The 15,882-nt window shown below is 62.3% G+C and carries 16 protein-coding genes; 15 read left to right on the forward strand and 1 reads right to left on the reverse strand.

Annotated elements, in window-relative coordinates; all coding sequences use genetic code 11:
* Nucleotides 1-44: 44 nt before the first annotated feature.
* Nucleotides 45-1,403, reverse strand: coding sequence for an amidase (locus tag KYG_RS19815; RefSeq protein ID WP_008906709.1), 1,359 nt, complete (start codon nt 1,401-1,403; stop codon nt 45-47).
* Nucleotides 1,404-1,590: 187 nt separating this feature from the next.
* Here KYG_RS19815 and rpsB point away from each other — a divergent pair, with 187 nt between their 5' ends.
* The 15 genes from rpsB (at nt 1,591) to rnhB (ending at nt 15,879) form a co-directional block, all read left to right on the forward strand.
* Nucleotides 1,591-2,343, forward strand: coding sequence for a 30S ribosomal protein S2 (gene rpsB, locus KYG_RS19820; protein ID WP_008906710.1), 753 nt, complete (start codon nt 1,591-1,593; stop codon nt 2,341-2,343).
* A 105-nt stretch (nt 2,344-2,448) separates the two neighbouring features.
* Entirely contained in the window at nt 2,449-3,375 is a 927-nt protein-coding gene (gene tsf / locus KYG_RS19825; RefSeq protein WP_008906711.1) for a translation elongation factor Ts, read from the forward strand.
* 53 nt (nt 3,376-3,428) lie between these two features.
* Entirely contained in the window at nt 3,429-4,151 is a 723-nt protein-coding gene (gene pyrH / locus KYG_RS19830) for a UMP kinase (protein WP_008906712.1), read from the forward strand.
* A gap of 49 nt (nt 4,152-4,200) precedes the next feature.
* Entirely contained in the window at nt 4,201-4,761 is a 561-nt protein-coding gene (gene frr / locus KYG_RS19835; RefSeq protein ID WP_008906713.1) for a ribosome recycling factor, read from the forward strand.
* Nucleotides 4,762-4,791: 30 nt separating this feature from the next.
* Nucleotides 4,792-5,523, forward strand: a complete 732-nt coding sequence (uppS, locus tag KYG_RS19840) for a polyprenyl diphosphate synthase (RefSeq protein WP_008906714.1) — start codon at nt 4,792-4,794, stop codon at nt 5,521-5,523.
* 27 nt (nt 5,524-5,550) lie between these two features.
* Nucleotides 5,551-6,405 carry a phosphatidate cytidylyltransferase gene (locus KYG_RS19845; protein ID WP_008906715.1) on the forward strand — a complete coding sequence of 285 codons (855 nt, stop codon included), beginning with the start codon at nt 5,551-5,553 and terminating at the stop codon, nt 6,403-6,405.
* Nucleotides 6,402-7,583, forward strand: a complete 1,182-nt coding sequence (ispC, locus tag KYG_RS19850; protein ID WP_008906716.1) for a 1-deoxy-D-xylulose-5-phosphate reductoisomerase — start codon at nt 6,402-6,404, stop codon at nt 7,581-7,583. The genes KYG_RS19845 and ispC overlap by 4 nt, the downstream gene beginning before the upstream one ends.
* Nucleotides 7,584-7,612: 29 nt before the next feature.
* A complete protein-coding gene (rseP, locus tag KYG_RS19855) occupies nt 7,613-8,977 on the forward strand; it encodes an RIP metalloprotease RseP (protein ID WP_008906717.1) in 1,365 nt (454 codons plus the stop codon).
* A 45-nt stretch (nt 8,978-9,022) separates the two neighbouring features.
* Nucleotides 9,023-11,320 carry an outer membrane protein assembly factor BamA gene (gene bamA, locus KYG_RS19860; protein WP_008906718.1) on the forward strand — a complete coding sequence of 766 codons (2,298 nt, stop codon included), beginning with the start codon at nt 9,023-9,025 and terminating at the stop codon, nt 11,318-11,320.
* Complete coding sequence (locus KYG_RS19865) at nt 11,320-11,838, forward strand: OmpH family outer membrane protein (RefSeq protein ID WP_008906719.1); 519 nt, start codon at nt 11,320-11,322, stop codon at nt 11,836-11,838. The genes bamA and KYG_RS19865 overlap by 1 nt, the downstream gene beginning before the upstream one ends.
* A gap of 24 nt (nt 11,839-11,862) precedes the next feature.
* A complete protein-coding gene (gene lpxD, locus KYG_RS19870; protein ID WP_008906720.1) occupies nt 11,863-12,846 on the forward strand; it encodes a UDP-3-O-(3-hydroxymyristoyl)glucosamine N-acyltransferase in 984 nt (327 codons plus the stop codon).
* Nucleotides 12,847-12,862: 16 nt separating this feature from the next.
* Nucleotides 12,863-13,303: a 3-hydroxyacyl-ACP dehydratase FabZ gene (gene fabZ, locus KYG_RS19875; RefSeq protein ID WP_008906721.1), complete on the forward strand. Its 441-nt coding sequence runs from the start codon at nt 12,863-12,865 to the stop codon at nt 13,301-13,303.
* Between the two features lie 21 nt (nt 13,304-13,324).
* A complete protein-coding gene (gene lpxA, locus KYG_RS19880; protein WP_008906722.1) occupies nt 13,325-14,113 on the forward strand; it encodes an acyl-ACP--UDP-N-acetylglucosamine O-acyltransferase in 789 nt (262 codons plus the stop codon).
* A 10-nt stretch (nt 14,114-14,123) separates the two neighbouring features.
* Nucleotides 14,124-15,287, forward strand: coding sequence for a lipid-A-disaccharide synthase (lpxB, locus tag KYG_RS19885; protein WP_008906723.1), 1,164 nt, complete (start codon nt 14,124-14,126; stop codon nt 15,285-15,287).
* A complete protein-coding gene (gene rnhB, locus KYG_RS19890) occupies nt 15,253-15,879 on the forward strand; it encodes a ribonuclease HII (protein WP_008906724.1) in 627 nt (208 codons plus the stop codon). Before lpxB ends, rnhB begins: the two co-directional genes overlap by 35 nt.
* The last annotated feature ends 3 nt before the right edge of the window (nt 15,880-15,882 follow it).

Raw genomic sequence — 15,882 nt, forward strand, 5'->3', positions numbered from 1 at the left:
TTGGTGTTTGTTGGCTCTGGCGCTTATGCATAAAGCGCTAACAGCTATTGTTTTTGTAGTTTTTGCTCGATCTGCAGGCCGATGTTGAGCACCGTGTCATCCCTGAGCGCCCCGTGCCAGACCATGAGCCCGACCGGGAGTTCCCCTTGTACATGGCAGGGCAGCGACAGCGCGCAGCCGTCCAGCAGGTTGACCACGCTGGTGTTGCGCAGCAGCAGGTTGTTCACGCGGAAGAACTCGGCGTCGCGGGCGGCGTCCCGGGCCTTGTCCACGCCATCTGCGGGGGCGACATCGGCCAGCAGTGGCGCCAGGATGGGCACGGTGGGGGACAGCAGGGCGTCGTACGGCTCCATGTCGGCGAGCATGCGTGCAATCCAGTGCTGGCGCGCCTGCAAAAGGTCGATGTATTCCCAGGCCATCAGCGTGGCGCCTTTTTCGATGCGCATGCGCACCCGGGGGTCGTAGCGGTCGCCTGCACGCTGCAGCAGCTCGCGGTGCCAGGCGTAGGCTTCGGGGGCGGCAAAGCCGTACGCGGGCTGCTCCAGCACGGCGGGCAGGGCGATGATGTCAATCTGGGCGCCTGCCTGGCGCAATGCTTCCACACTGCGCTCAAAGGCCTGGGCCACAGTGGCGTCAAGTCCGTCGAGGAACAAGGTGGACGGCACGGCCAGCCGGTATTGCGACAGCGGCGCAAGGCTGCGCGTCACGCGCCGTGCGGCCAGTACCTCGTGCGCCACGATGGCATCGCGCACGGTGCGCGTCATGGCGCAGGCAGTGTCCAGGGTGGTGGACAGCGGCACGGCGCCAGCGGTGGGCACCAGCCGGGCAGTGTTCTTGAAGCCCACGATGCCGTTGAGCGCCGCAGGAATGCGGATGGAGCCACCGGTGTCCGACCCCAGCCCGATGAACGCGGCGCCAGTGGCTACCGACACCCCGGCGCCAGACGAAGACCCGCCGGGCACGCGGGGCGCGCCGGGCAGGGCGCCAAATCGGGCATCCCAGGCAGCAGGCGTGTCGTAGTGGGGGTTGACGCCCACGCCAGAGAAAGCGAACTCCACCATGTTGGTGCGGCCAATCAGGCTGGCACCCGCAGCGCGCAGCCGGGCCACGGCCGGGCAGTCTTGAGCTGCTGCGGGAGCCCCCGCCAGCGCGGTGGAGCCCGCCGGGGTGGGTTGGCCGGCCACGTCAAACAGGTCCTTCACCGACACGGCCAGTCCGGCAAGAGGCAACTGGGTCACACCCGGCTGCACCGCCGTGGTGCGTGCCTCGTCAAACAGCGTGCGTACAAAGCTGTGGGTGTTGGATGCGGCCTGGGCAGCGTCGATGCAGCGCTCCAGCTCGGCGGGCGCGGTGGTGGCGCCGTCCCGCAGTTGCTCACGGGTGGCGATCAGGTCAGGAAGCATGGGTGTGCTAGAATCTTTGGGTTTTGCTGGGAGCAGTAGCGCAGTGGTGCAAGGTTTGCACAACCGGCGTGGCCGCTGCGGCAAGACCAATCGCAAAGCAGCCCTGTCAAGGTGTTGCAGTGTTCGTGATGATCACGGCACTGCAATTATTGGGGCTGATTTTAGACTTAACCTTTGGAGTATTTTTATGTCCGTTACCATGCGCGAAATGCTGGAAGCCGGTGTCCACTTCGGTCACCAAACCCGCTTCTGGAACCCCAAGATGGCCCCTTACATCTTCGGCCATCGCAACAAGATTCACATCATCAACCTGGAAAAGTCGCTGCCACTGTTCCAGGAAGCCCAAAAATTCGCCAAGCAACTGGCTGCCAACCGCGGCACGATCCTGATGGTCGGCACGAAGCGCCAGGCCCGTGAAATCCTGTCCGCCGAAGCGCAACGCGCTGGCGTGCCTTTCGTGGACCAGCGCTGGCTGGGCGGCATGCTGACGAACTTCAAGACCGTGAAGACCTCGATCAAGCGCCTCAAGGACATGAAGGCCCAGCAAGAAGCTGGCCTGGACAGCCTGAGCAAGAAGGAGCAATTGACGTTCTCCCGCGAAATCGAAAAGCTCGAAAAGGACATCGGCGGCATCCAGGACATGGCTGCTCTGCCCGATGCCATCTTCATCATCGACGTGGGCTTCCACAAGATCGCCGTTGCCGAAGCCAAGAAGCTGGGCATTCCGCTGATCGGTGTGGTTGATACCAACCACTCGCCCGAAGGCATCGACTACGTGATCCCTGGTAACGACGACTCGGCCAAGGCCGTGATGCTGTACGCCCGTGGCATCGCTGACGCGATCATCGAAGGCCGTGCCAACGCCGTGAATGAAGTCGTGAAGGCTGCTACTGCAGAGAGCACCGACGAATTCGTGGAAGTGCAAGAAGCCGCTGCCTGATAGCCCGGCTGCGCGATCCGTCGCGAACAAAAGCGGGGCCCCTGGTGAGCCCCCTTTTTTTAGCCCGAATCTGAACTGACTGAACTGAACACTGAAGGAACAAAGATGGCTGCAATTACCGCAAGCATGGTGGCTGAACTGCGTGGCAAGACCGATGCCCCCATGATGGAATGCAAGAAGGCGCTGACCGAAGCCGACGGCGACATGGCCAAGGCGGAAGAGCTGCTGCGCGTCAAGCTGGGCACCAAGGCTGGCAAGGCTGCATCGCGCATCACGGCTGAAGGCGTCGTCGCCAGCTACATCGACGGCACCACGGGTGCTCTGGTCGAAGTCAACAGCGAAACCGACTTCGTCTCCAAGAACGACAGCTTCATCGCCATGGCCAACGCTGCTGCCAAGCTGGTCGCCCTGCACAACCCGGCTGATGTGGAAGCCCTCGGCGCTCTGGCCTACGAGCAGGACAGCTTCGGTCCCACGCTGGAAGACGTGCGCAAGGGCCTGATCGGCAAGATCGGCGAAAACATGTCGTTCCGCCGCTTCAAGCGCTTCAGCGGCTCCAACCTGGCTGCTTACCTGCACGGTTCGCGCATTGGTGTGGTCGTCGAGTTCGACGGTGACGCCGCTGCGGCCAAGGACGTTGCCATGCACGTGGCTGCCATGAAGCCCGTGGCCCTGACCAGTGCTGACGTGCCTGCCGAACTGATCGCCAAGGAGCGTTCGGTGGCCGAAGGCAAGGCTGACGAAGCCAACAAGGAACTCGTGGCCGCTGGCAAGCCCGCACAAAGCGCCGAAATCACGGCCAAGCGCATCGACGGCGCTGTGCAGAAGTACCTCAAGGAAGTCTCGCTGGCCGACCAGGTCTTCGTGAAGGCCGCTGACGGCAAGCAGACCGTGGCCCAGATGCTCAAGGCTGCCAACACCAACGTGAAGGGTTTCACCCTGTACGTGGTGGGCGAAGGCATCGAGAAGAAGGTGGACGACTTTGCCGCCGAAGTGGCTGCCCAGGTGGCTGCTGCCAAGGCTGCTGCCTGATCGTTCCGTACAACCCCACCCAAGCCTCGCACCACTTACCGGAGAAATTTCCCATGTCCAACGCCGCACCAGCCCACAAGCGCATTTTGCTCAAGCTGTCTGGTGAGGCGCTGATGGGGGATGATGCCTTCGGTATCAACCGCGCCACCATCGTGCGCATGGTCGAGGAGATCGCCGAAGTGACCCGCCTGGGTGTCCAGGTGGCCGTGGTGATCGGTGGGGGCAATATTTTCCGTGGCGTCGCCGGGGGCTCGGTCGGTATGGACCGTGCCACTGCCGACTACATGGGCATGCTGGCCACCGTGATGAACGCCCTGGCCCTGGCCGATGCCATGGACAAGCAGGGCCTGGTGGCCCGTGTGATGTCCGCCATCGCCATCGAGCAGGTGGTCGAGCCCTATGTGCGCCCCAAGGCGCTGCAGTATCTTGAAGAGGGCAAGGTCGTGGTCTTCGCGGCCGGTACGGGCAATCCGTTTTTCACCACCGACACAGCCGCCGCCCTGCGGGGTGCCGAAATTGGCGCGGAACTGGTGCTCAAGGCTACCAAGGTGGACGGCGTTTATACTGCCGACCCCCAGAAGGACCCCACGGCGACGCGATATACCAAGCTCAGCTTTGACGAGGCCATGTCCCGCAATCTGGGCATCATGGATGCGACCGCCTTCGCCCTGTGCCGCGACCAGAAGCTGCCGGTAAAGGTGTTTTCCATCATCAAACACGGCGCCCTGAAGCGCGTGGTGATGGGTGAAGACGAAGGTACGCTGGTTTACGCCTGATCACGATGGATGGGCCTGCACCGGATGCAGGCCGCCCCGAGGAGAAAACATGACGATTGCCGACATCAAGAAAACTGCCGAAACCAAGATGGACCAATCCATCGCAGCGTTCAAGAACAACCTGCAAAAAATTCGTACAGGCCGTGCCAACCCGGCCTTGCTGGACTCGGTCCAGGTGGAGTACTACGGCTCCATGGTGCCCCTCTCCCAAGTGGCCAACGTCGCCCTGATCGATTCGCGCACCATCAGCGTGCAGCCTTGGGAAAAGGGCATGGGCGCCAAGATTGAGAAAGCCATCCGAGAGAGCGACCTGGGTCTGAACCCCGCATCCATGGGCGACCTGATTCGCGTGCCCATGCCTCCCATGAGCGAAGAGCGCCGCAAGGAAATGACCAAGCTCGCGCGCAACGAAGGCGAGAGCGCAAAGATCGCCGTGCGCAACCTGCGCCGCGATGCCAATGAATCCGTCAAGAAACTGGTCAAGGACAAGCTCGCGTCCGAAGACGACCAGAAGCGCGCCGAGGCTGACGTTCAGAAGTTCACCGACAGGCACATCGCCGAAATCGATGCGCTGGTGGCTGCCAAAGAGCAGGAAATCCTGGCGGTCTGAGCCCCGGTGTACCGGCGCTGATCGTTTTTCATGTCTGTTTCATCGGTGGTGCCACACCACATTGCCATCGTCATGGATGGCAACGGTCGCTGGGCCACGCGCCGCTTCCTGCCGCGCCTGGCAGGCCACAAGCAAGGGGTTGATGCATTGCGCCGCTGCGCACGCGCCTGCGCGCAGCGCGGCGTGGGTGTGCTGACCGTCTTCGCTTTTTCCTCCGAAAACTGGAATCGTCCTGCGGATGAGGTCTCTGGCCTTATGGAGCTGCTGGCGATGGCCCTGGCGCGCGAGGTGCCCCAGCTCAAGAAGGACGGTGCGCGCCTTCATTTTGTGGGCGAGAGGGACAGCCTTTCGCCCAAGGTGCGAGACGGTCTGGGTCAGGCCGAAGCGGCCACGGCGGACAACACACGCCTGGTGCTCAATGTCTGCTTCAACTACGGAGGCCGTTGGGACATCGCTCAGGCGGCCGCGTCGCTGGCCGCGCGTGGTGAGCCAATCACCGAGGCCAGTCTGCACAGCGCGATGGGACTGGCCCACGTGCCAGACCCGGACCTGGTGATCCGCACCGGTGGCGAAATGCGCATCAGCAACTTCTTGCTGTGGCAATCGGCATACTCCGAGTTCTTCTTCAGTGACCGGTTGTGGCCCGACTTCGATGACTCGGCGCTGGACGAGGCCATTGCCGCCTACGGGCGGCGTGAACGCCGTTTCGGCAAAACCTCCGAACAAATACTGTCCGCGCATCCCGATCCGATGCCGGGCTGAGAACCTGTACAGGTTCTGAAAGGCCCCATGCTCAAACAGCGCGTCATCACTGCACTTGTCCTGCTGGCGGTTTTGCTGCCCGCACTTTTTTACCCGTCGACCGGGCCGTTCATGCTGGTGGTTCTGGTGCTCATGGCCGCCGGGGCGTGGGAATGGGGGCGCCTGAGCGGTTTTGGCCAGGCCGGCTCGTTGGCCGTGGGCGCTGCGTGTGTTGCACTGTGCGCGGGTTCTTGGGCCCTGGGCTGGGTCGATCGTCCGTTGACCGCCCTTTGGGTGGTGGGCGGGGGGCTGTGGGTGTTGGCGGCTGCCTGGCTGCTCAAGGCCGGGGTGCCCGGTTGGCCTCGCATTCCGGGTGGCGTGCGGCTTGTGGCGGGGGTATTGGCGCTGTGGCTTGCATGGCTGGCCGTGGTACAGGCGCGCAATGTGGGTATCAATTTTCTGCTGTCGGTGCTGCTGCTGGTGTGGGTGGCCGACATCTTTGCCTACTTTGCCGGCCGTGCTTTTGGCCTGCGCTTTACCAAGGGCAAGCTGGCCCCCTCCATCAGTCCCGGCAAAAGCTGGGAAGGCGTGTGGGGCGGCCTGGCGGGTGTGATGGTGATGGCCTTCGTCTGGGTCGCGGCCGATGCCCACTGGCAGGCGGTTGTGCCCAGTTTCTACAGCCGCATGGCACAGCCCGGCTGGTGGATGCTGGTGATTGCGGCACTGTTCATGGTGGCCATGAGTGTGTCGGGGGATCTCGTGGAGTCTCTCATCAAGCGCAGCGCCGGTGTCAAGGACAGCAGTGGCCTGCTGCCCGGGCACGGCGGTGTGCTTGACCGCGTGGATGCCTTGCTGCCCACGCTCCCCCTGGCCATGATGCTCACGAGCCTGACAACACGATGAAGAAGCAACAGATCACCGTTTTGGGTTCCACGGGTTCCATCGGGACCAGCACGCTGGATGTGGTGGCCCGCCACCCGGACCGGTTTGCCGTGTTTGCGCTCAGCGCCGCCACCCAGGTGGATCTCATGCTGGCGCAGTGCGCGCAGTTCCGCCCGCGCTTCGCGGTGATGGCAAGCGCGCCCCATGCGGCGCTTCTCGCTGATAAATTAGCGTCAAATAGTCTTCCAACGCAGGTCCTTCAAGCGCAAGATGCTATTAAATTGATAGCGTCACACCCCGAGGTGGATGCTGTGATGGCGGCGATTGTGGGCGCTGCGGGTCTGGCGCCCTGCTTGGCGGCTGCGCGCGCAGGCAAGAGATTGCTGCTGGCGAACAAGGAAGCCTTGGTGGTTGGCGGCGGGTTGTTCATGCAGACGGTGCGCGAGGGCCGGGCGACGCTGCTGCCCATCGACAGCGAACACTCCGCCATCTTCCAGTGCCTGCCTGAAAACCCTGCCACCTGGGCAGAGCGTGTGGACAGCATCTTGCTCACAGCGTCCGGGGGGCCGTTTCGGCAACGGGATCCGGCGACACTGGCCGAGATCACACCGGCCCAGGCTTGCGCCCACCCCAATTTCTCGATGGGGCGCAAGATTTCGGTGGATTCGGCCACGATGATGAACAAGGCGCTCGAAGTGATCGAGGCCCGCTGGCTGTTTGATCTGCACCCCGACCAGATCAAGGTGGTGATCCATCCGCAGCAGATCATCCATTCCATGGTGCAGTTCAACGATGCCTCGATCCTGGCGCAGTTGGGTACGCCCGACATGCGCGTGCCCATTGCGTGCGGCCTGGCGTGGCCGGAGCGCATTGCGAGTGGTGCGAGCAAGCTGGATTTTTCGACCCTGTCCGCCCTGGCCTTTGAAGACGCTGATGCCCGCCGCTTCCCGGGGTTGCATCTGTCCTGGCAGGCACTGAAAGCGGCCGAAGGGACGACCGCCGTGCTCAATGCTGCCAACGAGGTGGCAGTGGGGGCCTTTTTGTCCGGGCGGCTTCGTTTTGACCACATTCACGCCGTGAATCTTGCAACTTTGGATGCGGTTTACCCCTCCAAGCCGGATTCGCTCGAAGCATTGCTGGACCTGGATACCCAGGCGCGCAGTGCTGCCGAGCAAGCTGCAGTCCGCCTGGCGGCCTGAGTTTTCACCGCTACACGGAACCGCAACCCATGCTTCTCACGATCGTTGCCTTTATCGTTGCACTCGGTCTGCTGATTGCCGTGCACGAATACGGTCATTACCGGGTCGCCGTCGCTTGCGGGGTCAAAGTGTTGCGGTTCTCTGTGGGCTTTGGCAAGCCGCTGTTGCGCTGGCAACCCAAGGGCTCGCCCACGGAGTTCGTGCTCGGCGCCTTCCCGTTGGGTGGGTATGTACGCATGCTGGACGAGCGTGAGGCGCCTGTCGCGCCCGAAGAGCGCCATTTGGCCTTTAACACCCAGCCGCTCAGGTCCCGCGCGTCCATTGTTGCTGCCGGCCCCCTCGCGAACCTGCTGCTGGCGGTGTTGCTTTACTCCATCGTGAACTGGAATGGTGTACAGGAGCCCAAGGCCGTCCTTGCCAGCCCGGTGGCCGGTTCTGTCGCCCAAAGCGCAGGCTTGCGTGGTGGCGAACTGGTTTCGCAGGCAGCGCTGGGGTCGGACGACATGGAGCCGGTGCGATCGTTTGAAGACTTGCGCTGGCTGCTCACGCGGGGGGCCCTGGAGGGTGTGACGGTACGTCTGGACGTGCAACCCCAGTCAGGTGCTGTGCACCGTGAAATCCTGCTGGACATGTCTGAGATTGACAGCCGCGAGGCTGACGCCCAGCTGTTTCGCAAGATTGGCATTCTGGGGCCATGGACGCGCCCGGTGCTTGGCGAGGTCATGCCCGACGGAGCTGCCGCCCGCGCCGGGCTTCAACAAGGCGATGTCGTGCTCAGGATCGGCAGCAGCGACGTGGTGGATGGGCAACAGTTGCGTGAGCTGATCCGCCAGTCCGTGCGAGGCAGCGAGCCACTGGAGCAACCCTGGCGCATTGATCGTTCGGGGCGGGTATTGACCCTGGACGTGCTTCCGGAGGCCAAGGCCGAGGCAGAGGCTACCGTAGGCCGGATTGGCGCTTACGTGGGGGCAGCTCCGGAGTTCGTGACGGTCGACTACGGCGTCTTCGAAGGCGCCTGGGCCGGGGTGGTCAAGACCTGGGATGTGTCTGTTCTGACGCTTCGCATGATGGGCCGCATGCTCATCGGGGAGGCCTCGCTCAAGAACCTCAGTGGGCCGCTGACCATTGCCGACTATGCAGGCCGGTCAGCCAGCTTGGGCCTGACACAGTATCTTGTTTTTCTGGCGCTCATCAGCGTGAGTCTTGGTGTGCTGAACCTGCTGCCGTTACCGGTCTTGGACGGTGGGCACCTGATGTATTATCTTTGGGAGGGACTCACGGGCAGGGGTGTGTCTGACGCATGGATGGAGCGCCTGCAGCGTGGAGGCGTTGCAGTGTTGCTCCTCATGATGTCCATTGCCCTGTTCAACGATGTCACCCGGCTCTTTGGCTAACACTTTTGCCGTCCTTGCCATGCAAGTGCGGCGCCAGCTTCATTCATGAAAAAACACATCAATCGCCTGGGCGTGCGCACTGCATCGGCCGTTGCAGCCATGGTTTTTGTCGCCAACGCGGCTTGGGCTCTGGAGCCATTCAAGGTGCAGGACATCCGTGTCGAGGGCCTGCAGCGCGTGGAGCCGGGTACAGTGTTTGCGTCCATGCCGTTGCGGGTGGGCGATGACTACAACGATGAAAAAGGTGCTGCGGCGATCCGTGCGCTCTTTGGTCTGGGACTGTTCAAGGATGTGCGCCTTGAAGCGGTGGGCGATGTGCTGGTCGTGGTGGTGGAAGAGCGCCCCACAGTGGCCGACGTGGATTTCGTCGGTTCCCGCGAATTTGACAAGGATGTGCTCAAAAATGCGATGCGCGATGTCGGGCTGACCGAAGGCCGCCCTTATGACAAGGCGCTGACTGACCGGGCTGAGCAGGAACTCAAACGCCAGTACATCAACAAGAGTTTGTATGGCGCAGAAGTGGTCACCACTGTGACCCCGATCGAGCGCAACCGCGTCAATCTGACGTTCACCGTGGTGGAGGGTGAGCCAGCCCGCATCAACGAAATCCGCATTGTTGGTAACAAGGCGTTCAGCGAATCCACGCTCAAGGGGCTGTTTGATCAGGATACGGGCGGCTGGCTCAGCTGGTACACGAAATCGGACCGCTATTCACGCGCGAAGCTCAACGCCGATCTGGAGACCCTGCGCTCGTATTACCTGCAACGGGGATACCTGGAGTTCCGCGTTGATTCCACCCAGGTTGCCATATCGCCGGACAAGCAGGATATCTCGATCACTGTCAATGTGACGGAAGGCGAACGCTTTGTCGTTTCTGGCGTGAAGCTGGAAGGCAATTACCTCGATCGCGACGATGAGTTCAAGTCATTGGTCACCATTCGTGCGGGCGAGCCGTACAACGCTGACCAGGTTGCTGAAACGACGAAGGCATTTTCAGAGTATTTCGCTCGATTTGGTTTTGCGTTCGCGCGCATACAGGCTGTGCCAGAGGTTGACCGCGAAAACAGCCGTGTGGCATTCGTTCTGCAGGCGGAACCCTCGCGACGGGCTTACGTGCGCCGTATCAATGTGAGCGGCAACAACCGGACGCGTGATGAGGTGATCCGCCGCGAATTCCGGCAATACGAAGCTTCCTGGTACGACGGTGAAAAAATCCGCTTGTCACGCGACCGCGTCGATCGCCTGGGTTTCTTCACCGAGGTCAATGTGGAAACCCAGGAGGTACCAGGCTCGCCCGACCAGGTGGATCTGGTGATTACAGTTGCCGAAAAGCCCACCGGATCGCTCCAGATGGGCGTGGGTTTCTCCAGTGCAGAGAAAGTATCGCTTTCCTTTGGTATCAAGCAGGAGAACATCTTCGGCTCTGGCAATTACCTGGGTATTGATGTCAATACCAGCAAGTACCGCCGAACTTTTGTATTCAGCACCATTGATCCGTACTTCACTCCAGAAGGTATCTCGCGCACGCTGGATGTGTATTACCGTACCGACAAGCCGTACGAGGATCAGGGCGGCAATTACGAGCTCATCACCACGGGGACATCCGTGAAATTCGGTGTGCCATTCAGTGAGACCGACACGGTGTATTTCGGCGGTGGGCTTGAACAGACCAAGATCAAGGCGGGCACCAACATTCCGGCGACTTACCTGTCCTATGCCGAGCGCTTTGGGTACAGCAGCACGTCCGTTCCTTTGACCATTGGCTGGTCGCGGGATGACCGCGACAGTGCATTGGCCCCCAACTCCGGTCGTTATCAGCGGCTCAATTCGGAGTGGTCAGTCGCAGGTGATTCCCGTTACGTTCGTGCCAACTACCAGTACCAGCATTACGTGCCGTTGAACAAGCGCTTTACTGTCGCCTTCAACGGCGAGGTCGGTATCGGCAAAGGCTTGAATGGCCGGCCTTTCCCGGTGTTCAAGAATTTCTACTCTGGCGGTCTGGGCTCTGTTCGTGGTTTCGATCAGGGTACCCTGGGGCCGCGTGATGTCACCGGGGCATCACTGGGCGGGCCGAAGAAGCTGACCCTGAATGCCGAACTGATTGCTCCGTTCCCCGGCGCCGGAAATGACCGCACCCTGCGCGTGTTCACTTTCTTCGACATCGGCAATGTGTATGGGGAAGACGAGAAGATCACGTTCAGTGGCATGCGCTCTTCCGTTGGCGTGGGCTTGAGCTGGATTTCTCCACTCGGGCCCTTGCGCCTGGCGTTTGCGCAACCGGTGCGCAAGTTTGCCGGCGATAGAATCCAGAAACTGCAATTCCAGATTGGAACGTCCTTCTAATGAAATCCTTTTCTCGCCATATCTCTTTGGCCCTGCTGCTTGGCTCGATGGTTGCCGCAGCTCCCGCGCATGCTCAGGAGTTCAAAGCCGGGTTTGTAAACACAGACCGCATCTTCCGCGAAGCCAACACGGCCAAGGCTGCGCAGACCAAGCTGGAGCAGGAGTTTTCCCGCCGCGAAAAAGAACTCGTGGAGATGGGCAATTCGCTGAAAAATGCCACCGAAAAGTTCGAGCGTGAAGCCCCGACGATGGCGGAAAGCCAGCGGACCACCCGCCAGCGCCAGATCGTGGACCAGGACCGTGAATTCCAGCGCAAGCGCCGCGAATTCCAGGAAGACCTGAGCGCCCGCAAGAACGAGGAGCTGTCCCAGGTGCTCGAACGTGCGAACAAGGTCGTCAAGCAAGTGGCGGAAGCCGAGAAGTACGACGTGATCCTCCAGGAGGCCGTCTACATCAACCCCAAGCATGACATCACCGACAAGGTGATCAAGGCGTTGAATGCCTCTTCTGGCAAGTGAGCGCCAGCCCTTTGCAGGTGACGCGTGAGCTTGCTTCTTGGGCAGATCGTTGATGCGCTCGGGGGCTCGCTGGAAGGAGGTGGGGCACGGGATGCCGTCATCTCCCGCATCGCGCCCCTGGAGGTTGCGGGACCGGGAGACCTCAGTTTCCTGAGCAACCCCCGCTACCAGCAACAACTGGCCGCCTCCCGGGCGGCCTGTGTCATTGTGGCGCCTGCCATGCGCGATGCCGCACTGGCGCGGGGTGCCTGCATCGTGGCGGACAACCCCTACGTGTATTTCGCACGTGCCACCCAGTTGTGGCGGCAACACAATGCGCCGGCCCAGGAAGTGGGGATTCACCCCAGTGCAGTGGTGCATCCCACGGCGCTGGTGCATCCCACCGCGACGATAGGACCGCTGTGTGTGGTGGAGCGCGGCGCTCAGGTGGGTGCGGGCTCCGTGCTCAAGTCGCGTGTGACCGTGGGCGAAGGCTGCACCATCGGCGAGCGTTGCATCGTGCACGCCGGTGTGGTGATTGGCGCGGATGGTTTTGGCTTTGCGCCCGAGCGGGGGCAGTGGGTCAAGATCGAGCAGCTCGGCGCCGTGCGCATCGGAGACGACGTCGAGATCGGCGCCAACACCTGCATCGACCGGGGCGCACTGCTGGACACCGTCATCGAAGACGGGGTCAAGCTCGACAACCTGATCCAGATCGGCCACAACGTGCGCATCGGCAAGCACTCGGCCATGGCCGGGTGTGTGGGGGTGGCGGGCAGCGCGACCATTGGCGCGCACTGCACCGTGGGCGGCGGGGCGATTGTGCTGGGCCACCTGGAACTGGCCGACAACGTGCATATCTCGGCTGCTACGGTGGTCACACGCTCTCTGACCCGACCTGGCCAATACACCGGCATGTTTCCTATCGACGACAATGCGCGCTGGGAAAAAAACGCTGCAACACTCAAACAACTGCACAGCTTGCGCGAGCGCATCAAGGCGCTGGAGCAGGCTCTCAAGGCAGCATGAACGGAAGAACAACTCGATGATGGATATTCACGCAATTCTCAAGCAACTGCCCCACCGCTACCCGTTTCTGCTGGTGGACAAAGTGATCGAGTTGGAGAGCAACACCCGCATCAAGGCCATCAAGAACGTCACGTTCAACGAGCCCTATTTCATGGGGCATTTTCCTGGCCGCCCGGTGATGCCGGGTGTTCTGATTCTGGAAGCGCTGGCCCAGGCGGCGGGGTTGCTGGCGTTTGATGCCATGGGCAAGGTGCCCGATGAGAACAATATCTACTACTTTGTGGGCATTGATGGTGCGCGGTTCAAGCGCCCTGTGGAGCCCGGCGATCAGCTGATCCTGGCCATCACCATCGACCGCGTGCGCGGTGGCATCTGGAAGTTCAAGGGCGTGGCCAGCGTGGGCGAAGAGGTGGCCTGCGAGGCCGAGCTCATGTGCACCATGCGCAATGTGGGTTGACCCGCCCGGGCCTGCTGGATCGTGAGCAACATCCATCCCACTGCCATTGTTGCGGACGGCGCCCGCCTGGACCCGTCGGTGACCGTGGGGCCCTATGCGGTCATTGGCGAGCATGTGTCCATTGGCGCGGGCACGACGGTTGGCGCGCATTGCGTCATTGAGGGTCGCACGACGATTGGTGCAGACAACCGCATCTTTCAGTTCGCATCCCTGGGTGCTGCCCCGCAGGACAAGAAATACGCGGGCGAGCCTACCCGGCTCGTCATTGGCGACCGCAACACCATTCGCGAGTTCTGCACCTTCAACCTGGGAACCACGCAGGACCAGGGTGTGACCACGATCGGAAACGACAACTGGATCATGGCCTACGTGCACATCGCGCACGATTGCGTGGTCGGCAACCAGACCATTCTCGCCAACAACGCCACCCTGGCAGGCCACGTGCACGTGGCTGACCAGGCCATCATCGGCGGCCTGACGGGTGTCCATCAGTTTGTGAAGGTGGGTGCCCATGTGATGGCCGGCTTTGCCAGCCATATTTCGCAGGACGTCCCGCCTTTCATGATGGTGGATGGCAACCCGCTGGCCGTGCGCGGCCTGAACCTGGAAGGGCTTCGCCGCCGAGGTTTTTCGCCGGCGCGCATTGCGGGCATCAAGCAGATGCACCGGTTGCTGTACCGCCAGGGGCTGACGCTGGAGGCCGCGCGCTCTGGTATCTCCGGGCTGACGGTGGACCATCCTGAATCTGAGGCCGACATCGCCATGATGCTGGGCTTCCTGGATGTCTCCACGCGCGGAATTGCGCGCTGAGGACCCGGTGATGGAGGCCTCCCCCCGCGTCGCCATGGTGGCGGGCGAGACATCGGGTGACCTGCTGGCGGGTTTGCTCCTCGACGGCCTGCAGGCCCATTGGCCAGATCTGCAGGCCAGCGGCATCGGTGGCCCACAGATGCAGCGCCGGGGGTTTGCTGCCTGGTGGCCCAGCGAGAAGCTTGCCGTGCATGGCTACAGCATGGAGGTGTTGCGCCGGCTGCGCGAGTTGCTGGGTATCCGCAAACAGCTGCGCACCCGGTTGCTCCGGGACCGTCCGGACGTCTTCGTGGGCGTGGACGCCCCCGATTTCAACCTGGGACTGGAGGCCGACTTGCGCGCTGCAGGCATCAAGACCGTTCACTTCGTGTGCCCTTCCATCTGGGCCTGGCGTGCGGAACGCGTCGAGAAGATTCGCCGCAGCGCTGATCACGTGTTGTGCATTTTTCCGTTCGAGCCTGAACTGCTGGCGCGCCATGGCATTGCCGCCACCTACGTGGGTCACCCGCTGGCGGGTGTGATTCCCATGGTGCCCGACCGCGCTGCGGCCCGCGCCCAGCTCGGGCTGCAGGACTCGGATGAGGTGCTGGCCATTTTGCCGGGCAGCCGCTCTTCCGAGGTCACCTACATTGCTCAACCCTTTTTTGAGGCTGCAGCGCTTGTCCGTAAAGCGCGACCAGCTATCAAATTGGTAGTGCCTGCCGTGCCGGCGCAGCACGATCGCATCGTGCAGGCCGTTCAAGCCGCCGGGCTGGGCGGTGCGGTGCAGATTGTGTCCGGGCAGTCCCATGCCGTGCTGGCTGCGTGTGATGCCACGCTGATTGCCAGTGGTACCGCCACGCTGGAGGCTGCGCTGTTCAAGCGCCCCATGGTCATTGGCTACCACATGCACCCATTGAGCTGGTGGCTCATGCGCCGCAAACAACTGCAGCCCTGGGTGGGGTTGCCCAACATTCTGTGTGGCGAATTCGTGGTGCCCGAGCTGATCCAGGATGCCGCGACACCCCAGGCGCTGTGCGCGGCAACGCTGCAGTGGCTGGAGGCACGCCAGCACGACCCCGAGAAAATCGCGGCCCTGGAGCAGCGCTTTACCGCACTGCACGAAAGCTTGCACCGCAACACTCCCCAACTGGCTGCCGATGCGATCCAGAAAATCCTCCATCCCGCTGCCTGAACAGGCCTGCCTGCCCTGGCACCCGCCAGGCCTGGTGGCTGGCGTGGACGAAGCGGGCCGTGGCCCGCTGGCAGGGCCTGTGGTGGCGGCTGCAGTCATCCTTGATGACCTGCATCCCATCGCAGGCCTGGCAGACTCCAAAAAGCTCACGCCGGCCCGGCGCGAAAAGCTCTACGACGAAATCCGCGCCAAGGCGCTGTGCTGCAGCATTGCCGAGGCCAGCGTGGAAGAGATTGACCGGCTCAATATCCTGCAGGCCACGATGCTGGCCATGCGGCGGGCGGTGATGGGGTTGCGCCTGAAGCCGGTCATGGTGCTGGTCGATGGCAATCGGCTTCCCACGCTCGACATCCAGTCCGAGGCCATCGTCAAGGGCGATGCACTGGTGCCGGCCATCTCGGCCGCGTCCATCCTGGCCAAGGTGCACCGCGACCGCTGGTGCGCGCAGATCCATGAAGAATTTCCGCAGTATGGGTTCGACGGTCACAAAGGCTATGGCACGGCGGTGCACATGGCAGCGCTGCGCGAGCACGGCGCCTGCGTTCACCACCGGCGCTCGTTTGCGCCCGTCGCGCAGAATCTGCTTTTCTGAACC

This window comes from Acidovorax sp. NO-1 (genome assembly GCF_000238595.1).
In the GTDB taxonomy this organism is placed as follows: domain Bacteria; phylum Pseudomonadota; class Gammaproteobacteria; order Burkholderiales; family Burkholderiaceae_C; genus Acidovorax.